Origin of the sequence: Jonquetella sp. BV3C21 (genome assembly GCF_000468895.1) — a bacterium.
Taxonomy (GTDB): domain Bacteria; phylum Synergistota; class Synergistia; order Synergistales; family Dethiosulfovibrionaceae; genus Jonquetella; species Jonquetella anthropi.
The window spans coordinates 91270-98492 of the sequence record NZ_AWWC01000025.1 but is presented as its reverse complement, the minus strand read 5'-3'; the positions used below and the strand labels follow the sequence as shown (position 1 = coordinate 98492).

The window sequence follows — 7223 nt, the reverse complement described above, 5'->3', positions numbered from 1 at the left end:
TTCCCGAAAGACCTATTGTCTCTCGAGTGCCTGAACAGAATATCATCAGCCGTCTTTTCTGTCAAGCACTTTCTTTTCAGATCTTTTTCTTTTCTTCCAGACTGCTTTCAAACCCTTGCGGCTGCTCGGTTAGCGTCCCCCGGTTGGCTTCTTTTTCCTGTTCTGTCGGCGTTTTGGTCTTCTCTTTTTCGATTTCTTTTCGACTTTTTCTTCTCCCGGAGCGCGGTTGGCCTCCGGCGCTGCTTTTCGCCGGCGGCGGGACGTTTTTTTAGGCCGAACGGTCTTCGTGAGCCTGACGGCGACTTGCGGCAGCTCAGTTTCCGTTTCGTTCATTTCGGCAATTTTGTCTTCAAAGCCGAAGACTGTGGGGTCTATGGAGACGATGGCGTCTTCTACCGCGTCCATGCCGTTGAGCTTGTACTGGTCAGGCAGGGAGTTGTTGAACCGTTTGACCCGTAGAAGGGCCTGCAGCATGTTCCGCTCCTGCGGCAGAAGGACTTCCGCGGCGGCAAGTCCGTTTGGGTGCCGGTAGCCGGAGCTCTGATCGCCGGTTCCTTTGAGGAAGAGTTCCGCCATGGCGAGGTTCTGGACGGCGTCCATTTCGCTGTACCAGATGTCGGCGAGCAGTCCTTTGAAGGCTGCCGGGTTTTCGGGCGATCGTATGAGGGCTTCTTCGTCTATTGTTTGGAGCGTGGCCCGTATGGTCTGCAGGACCGCCTCATACCTCATCTGAGGCAGTGAGCCTTGGGCTACGATTTCGGCTTCGTTGCTCGGGGTGCTCCGCCGTTTGAGTATCGCGCCGTAGTTGGGCTGAAGGATGACCTGCGGGGTTTCGACCGGCAGGTTGCAGAGCGCGCGGAAGATTTCTCCTGTCCGAACGCCGCGCGATTCGGCCGGCGAGTCGTCGAGCCACGTGACGTAGCCCTGTTCAAACAGGCCTTTGCGGCCGGCGCGGCCGGACATTTGAAGGAACGCCGTTTTGGTGAGTGGCCGGCGGTCGTGGTACTTGACGAGTTGGCCGAAGACGACAGTTTCTGCCGGGAGGTTGACGCCGAGCGCGAGGGCGTCGGTGCCAACGACGACGTCGAGGATCCGTTCCCGATACGCTCGTTCGACGAGAAGTTTTTCTTTTGGGAGCAGCGAGCCGTGATACACGCCGACGCCTTTGTACATGCACCGTCTGATGGTGGGAACGTCGAGGATCCACGCGAGGTCGCGCAGCCGGGCTTTTCGGCGCGGGTCGAAGTCAAGCCGAGAGTCGGCGATGAGGTCGGCTATTTGTCCTGTGCCACGCATGGAGAAGACGAAGACAAGGGCGTCGTGTATTTCTCTCGGGCTGACGCCGTAGTCAAGCCACGTGAGCTCGGTGGCCCGCCAGCTGTTGACGTAGAGGGCGAAGGGACGGTCAGCGGTACGCTCTAAGTACGAGACGATCGTCTCCGGCTTGCCGAAGGTGGCCGACATGACGAGGATAGGGACGTCCGGGTGGGTGTGCCGTATGCCGTCGATGTAGGCGCGGCTGCGCTCGCTTTCGTCAAAGATGTAGTGAAACTCGTCGATGATCAGCTTTTGGTCGGGAAGGCCGGCGTACTTGAGGGCGTATATCTCTTGGGTGCAGCATATGACTGTGGCTCCGGCGTTCTTTTTGAAGTCTCCCGTTTCAATGCCGACGTCAAAGCCGAGGTCGGTCAGTTCAAGATACCGTTCGTTGCTGAGGGCTTTGATCGGCGCGGTGAAGACGACGCGCGAGCCGGCCGGCGGCTGGTGGACGCCGCCTGTTCCGTCCATGAGGCCGGCCCACAGGTAGGCGACGCGAGTTTTCCCGGACCCGGTGGGCGACGAGAGGACACCGCTTTTGCCGTCCAAGGCTCGCCACGCGTCAAGCTGCCACGGGTAGAACTCTTTGTTGTTTTCTTTTTCAGTGATTTCCATGTGTCACCTCAAACAAATACGCCGTCCCGCGTTCAATCTGTGTTGAATGCGGGACGGCGTACCTTTTTGTTTTAGTACGACCGGGAGAATATGGCCATCCGCCCGTTTTCCTGTCCGGTGTAGACGCACTTTCCCCGCAGGCCGGCATCGGCCAGCGGATAGCAGCGGATCGTGGCGCCGGTGTCCTCTTTGATGGCCTTTTCGTCGGCGACGGTCCCGGCAAAGAAGGCTTTTGCCCAGCCGCCCGTCGTGACCTGCTGTTTAAGTTCGTCGTAGGTTGAGACGGTTTTCGTATGGGCGTCCCGGAAGGCTGCCGCCCGGTTGTACAGGTTGTGCTGAATTTCTTCGAGCAGCTGAGGGACGACTGTCGTCAGTTCGCCCTGCGCGGCGTCGAGCTTTTCGCCGGTGTCGCGGCGGACGAGCCGGACCGTGCCGGCGGCGTCGTCTTTTTCGCCCAGCTCAATCCGAAGTGGGACGCCTTTTTGGAGGTGGTAGAAGAACCGGTCGCTTGGCCGCATGTAGAACTGTTCGTCCACTTTGACGAACCGGCCGCCGAGGACTTTGTTCAGGCTCTGGGCCAGTTCGGCGGCTTTTCCCGCCAGCTCTTTCGATTTTGCCTCGTCTTTCGAGATGGGGATGACCACGGCTTTGACCGGCGCGACGTGAGGCGGAATGATGAGTCCGTCGGCGTCCGAGTGGGTCATGATGACTGCGCCGATGAGCCGGGTGGATACGCCCCAGCTGGTCGTCCAGGCGTACTGCATGGTTTCGTCTTGCGCTTGGAACTGGATGTTGAAGGCTTTGGAGAAGTTCTGTCCAAGGAAGTGGCTCGTTCCGGCCTGCACGGCTTTTGTGTCGCTGACCATGGTCTCACAAGTGTAGGTTTCGAGAGCGCCGGGGAACCGCTCGCCGGCGGACTTGACTCCTTCGACAACCGGCAGGGCGAGGTCGTCGGTCATGATTCGCCGGTATACTTCGAGCATTCTCTCGGTTTCTTGAACGGCTTCTTCCGATGTGGCGTGAGCGGTGTGGCCTTCCTGCCAGAGAAATTCTGACGTCCTCAAAAACAGGCGCGGGCGCTTTTCCCAGCGCATGACGTTGGCCCACTGGTTGATGAGCAGCGGCAGGTCGCGCCATGACTGTATCCACTTGCTGTACATGTAGCCGATGACCGTTTCAGAGGTGGGACGAACGATGAGCGGCTCTTCGAGCTTTTCGCCGCCGGCCTCGGTGACGACTGCACATTCAGGGGCGAAACCTTCGACGTGTTCGGCCTCTTTGGTGAGGAACGAGGCGGGAATAAGAACCGGGAAGTAGGCGTTCGTGTGGCCGGTTTCCTTGAACGCCGCGTCGAACTTCTGCTGTATCTCTTCCCACAGGGCGTATCCGGTGGGACGAATGACCATGCAGCCGCGAACCGGCGCGTAGTCGGCCAGTTCGGCTACTTTGATGATGTCCAGATACCACTGGGAGTAGTCCTGTTCCCGAGGTGTGATGTTGCGAGCCATAATCAACCTTCCTTTACGTGTAATTTAATACGTGTAATTTAACGGGGCGGGGCTTTGCCGCCGAAACGGCCGGCCCGCCGGCTTGTGTTGACGCTAGAACGGCATGAACGGCTCGGAGTTAAACAGTCCGAAGCTGATGCCGAATTTCCACTGATCTTCGCTGCTGTACAGGGCGTACAGTCTGGCGTTCAGGATTTGACGGGGCGCGGACAGGGCAACGCCAAGTTCCCACGGGCGGGCGATGAGTTTTCCGCCGGTGTCCCTCGCGTCGGCCCACGTGCCGAACAGCTCCAAGTCTAGGTCGCCGAAGAACGTCTCGTGCATCGAGTGCACAAGAGCAGCCCGGCCCCAGAGGAATGACTGCGCGGCGATAGGATGACTGCTGAGGCTGAGCAGCTCGTCCCCCGCGCCCAGGTAGGCCGCGTAGAGCGGTGACTCGTTCATGGCACCGTGGACGTACCCGCCGGTCAGTTCCAGTTTGCTCGACTTTGTCAATTGGACCGTGCCGTGCAGGGCCGCCCGAACGAGCAGGGCGTCGATGCTCAGCGGGGCGTCCAACCCAAGGTCAAACGACAGGCCGAACGTTGGGTCGTCCTTTCGATTCTGCCAGTTCCAGCGAAAATCGAGGAACGGGACGAAATAGGCGTCGTGCACTCCGTTATCTCTGCTGGCATGCCCAAGCTGAAGCCCTTCCCGCTTGAACGAGTCGACTTTGACGCCGGCCTCAAAGCGCACGTTTTCGTCGTCGATGTCAAACCGTCTGAGCACTGCGCCGCCGTAGCGCCACCAGCGCTGGAAGTCGCCCAGATTTTCGGCGTCGGGAATGATCCGGGGCTTAATCGTGTACCGCGAGGCCCAAAGCCTGTATTCCCAAGGGCTTTCGCTCGGATCGGCCACAGAGTAGTCGGCGTACAGGCCGAAGTTGTCGGCTAAGTAGGCCCTCAGTTCCAGTTGGTCGCCAGCCAAGAAAACGTCGGAGTTTTCGGATGTGACCGTGAGCCAGCCGCGCCCGGCAAGAGTGCTGGCGTTGCCGCTCAGCGCGACCCGGTGGGCCGGATAGCGGTTGACGGCCAGATCGACGACAGCATGCCCCCCTTCTTCGTCGACAGAGAAATTATAGTCAACGGACCGAATGTCCCGGCGCTTGAGCAGGGTGTCAACCGTCTCGACCACGGCTTCCTTGTTGAGCGGCTTGCCCTTCCACCGACGGGTGTAGCTGTCCTGAAAGACCTTGGCGACCTGCGGCTCAAGGCCGGTGAGCCGGACTTCGGTCACGATCGGGTTTTGAGCGTACTGCTGAATCTCTCTTTCCGGCGGGGTCCGACGCGGCAGGCGAAGCAGTTCCGGGATAGCCGCTCGGGCGGCTTCCTCGCCGCGGGCGAATATCTCCCTCACGTCGGTCTTGCCAAGGACGGGATATTCTTTGACGTCCGGGTGAATCAGGACATCGGCAAGTTTTGCTTCTGCCTCGACGTTCTGGTGGGTCAGTATGGTAATCGTCTGGGAAATGACGTCAAACACGCTGCCGAGGCTTGAATCAGGTTCCAGTCTGCTCGTCAGGTCAACCGCGACCACAGGATAGCCGGGGAACAGTTCCCGCGCCGTCTCAACCGGCATGTTGGACACGAGTCCGCCGTCGACGAGCCACCGGCCTTCCAGCCGCCACGGGTCGAAGACGCCGGGCAGGGAGCTGGACGCGCGCATGGCCGATGACAGGCTGCCGTGACGCAGGACGACCTTTTCACCGGTTGACAGGTCGGTTGCCACAGCGGCGAACGGGATTGGCAGCTTGTTAAAGTCCGTCTTGGCGACGTGGTCGGTCTTGCGGGCGAGGAACTCGACCAGCTGGCCGCCGGAAAAGATTCCCATCGGGCCGACGACTTTCCAGTTCTTGTCGTAGTGAATTTCCGGCCGGATGACCCCTTGGCCGGAGGCGAGCATGCCGCTGCGGCCGTACGCTTTATCTTTGGTGTTGACGAGAAGCTGGGTCAGGTTGGAAGTTTCGATCAAGTGAGCAAGAAGATCGGCCGAGTAGCCTGACGCGTACAGCCCGCCGATGATGGAGCCCATGCTCGTTCCCACAATGCCGGCAACATGGATGTTGTTCTGCTCAAGTACCTTGAGCACGCCCACATGAGCGTACCCTTTTATCCCCCCGCCGGACAGAGCCAACACAACCGTCACGGGCGGGTCAGTCTGTTCGGCTCCGATTGCCGGAACCGTTCCCGTCAAAGTCAGAGTCAGAAGCGCGCACAGCGTACTGACGAAGTGCCGTAAGCTTTTGCCCATTGCGGGACCTCCATACCTGAGATAGCCTAGTGCAGACAACTTTAGATTCTAACACAAACCGCCGCTCTTTCGGCGAAAAAAGGCGCCCTTTGGCTCAGCCAAAAGGGCGCCTTCTGCGCTAGTTTTTCCCGCCGTTGGAACGGGACTTGAAAAACGAGGCGATTTTCATGATGACGGGCGACCGATCCGCCGCGAAGATACCAATAGGCGAATCGACCCGTTCAGCGTCACCGGACAGCTCAATCAGCGGCGATTTGGACCTGGCAAGGCGCTGACTTGGGTAAATTCCCCGGTGTCCGACGGTCAGGAACGCGGCAACCGACGCGAGAGCAGCCAAGGGGCCCATGGCGGCGCCAAACAGTTCAATGCCGAGGAAGGTCGCAGCTATCGGCGTGTTGGCACAGCCGGCCAGCGTAGCTACAAGCCCCAGCCCGGCAAAAAGCGGCACATCAAGCCCCAGCGTCGAGGCGAACGCCGCGCCGGCGGAGGCGCCGATGAAAAAGATCGGCGTGACGACACCGCCGGAGCCCCCGCAGCCCAACGTGATGGCCGTGAAGACCATTTTCCAGAAGAATGCCGACTTGGGCAGCGCTGCCGTTCCGGCCACAAACGAGTCGAGGGTGACCGTGCCAAGCCCCAAGTACTCGTTCCCAACGATCAGAGCCAGTAGGGCGACCAACAGCGCACCGACAAGGGCTTTCACAATCGGCTCCGCCTGAACCTTCGAGAAAGCCCGCTCGATAGCCCCCATAATCTCGACGTTAAGCAGGGCGACAAGGCCGAAGAACCAGCCAGCCAAAATGACGCAGCCGATGAGTCCGGGCGTGACCGCCTCAACGCTGGTGATGACGTATGAGGGGTGGACAATTCCCAGCCAGCCCGAGACGAGCCAGGACACCATGCCGCTGATGAACGACGGGAACAGAACGTCGTAGAACATCTGCCCGACGAAGAGGACCTCGATACCGAAGACGGCCCCGGCGACAGGCGTGCCGAAGATGGCCGCAAAGCCGGCAGAAACGCCGCAGACGACGAGCCGCTTTCGGTCGTACTCCGAAAACTTGAACTTTTGGGCAAAGACCGACATGATACCGGCGCCAATTTGGGCGGCCGGACCTTCCTTGCCAGCACTTCCGCCGCACGACAGGGTGACAACTGTGGCCGCCAGCTTGACCGGAATGACTTTGACGTCAATGACGGCGTTTTTCTCGTGAATCGCCTCAATGACTTTTTCGGTGCCGTGGCCCTTCGCGTCAGGCGCGTACTTCTGAATCAAGTACGTGCTGACCGAAAAGCCGACGAACAGAAGCAGCAGCCGCGGCGTCTGAGGGATAAGCTCGCTTATCCACTCGCCGCCCCGAAGCATCCAGACAAAACCGCTCGAACCAGCTCCGACAAAAACGCCGGCCAACACAGCCAAGACAACCCACTTGACGAACGCATACGTCATGACGGCCAGCTCGCCGCCCAGCCGCACTCTCCGCTCTGCCATCC

At 59.9% G+C, this 7223-nt stretch carries 4 protein-coding genes; all 4 read right to left on the bottom strand.

Features of this window, described 5'->3' with window-relative positions:
- Positions 1 to 129 precede the first annotated feature (129 nt).
- The 4 genes from HMPREF1249_RS06935 to HMPREF1249_RS06920 all read right to left on the bottom strand — a co-directional run bounded on the left by HMPREF1249_RS06935 (position 130) and on the right by HMPREF1249_RS06920 (position 7221).
- Positions 130 to 1932 carry a DEAD/DEAH box helicase gene (locus HMPREF1249_RS06935; RefSeq protein WP_008521240.1) on the bottom strand — a complete coding sequence of 601 codons (1803 nt, stop codon included), beginning with the start codon at positions 1930 to 1932 and terminating at the stop codon, positions 130 to 132.
- Positions 1933 to 2003: 71 nt separating this feature from the next.
- A complete protein-coding gene (gene proS, locus HMPREF1249_RS06930) occupies positions 2004 to 3440 on the bottom strand; it encodes a proline--tRNA ligase (protein WP_008521241.1) in 1437 nt (478 codons plus the stop codon).
- 93 nt (positions 3441 to 3533) lie between these two features.
- Positions 3534 to 5729, bottom strand: coding sequence for a patatin-like phospholipase family protein (locus tag HMPREF1249_RS06925; protein ID WP_008521242.1), 2196 nt, complete (start codon positions 5727 to 5729; stop codon positions 3534 to 3536).
- A 118-nt stretch (positions 5730 to 5847) separates the two neighbouring features.
- A complete protein-coding gene (locus HMPREF1249_RS06920) occupies positions 5848 to 7221 on the bottom strand; it encodes a chloride channel protein (RefSeq protein ID WP_008521243.1) in 1374 nt (457 codons plus the stop codon).
- Positions 7222 to 7223: the final 2 nt, after the last annotated feature.

What these genes read in the sequence shown, in the direction of transcription:
- HMPREF1249_RS06935 (WP_008521240.1), bottom strand. Translation starts at nt 1,932, where the DNA reads ATGGAAATCACTGAAAAAGAAAACAACAAAGAGTTCTACCCGTGGCAG.
- proS (WP_008521241.1), bottom strand. Translation starts at nt 3,440, where the DNA reads ATGGCTCGCAACATCACACCTCGGGAACAGGACTACTCCCAGTGGTAT.
- HMPREF1249_RS06925 (WP_008521242.1), bottom strand. Translation starts at nt 5,729, where the DNA reads ATGGGCAAAAGCTTACGGCACTTCGTCAGTACGCTGTGCGCGCTTCTG.
- HMPREF1249_RS06920 (WP_008521243.1), bottom strand. Translation starts at nt 7,221, where the DNA reads ATGGCAGAGCGGAGAGTGCGGCTGGGCGGCGAGCTGGCCGTCATGACG.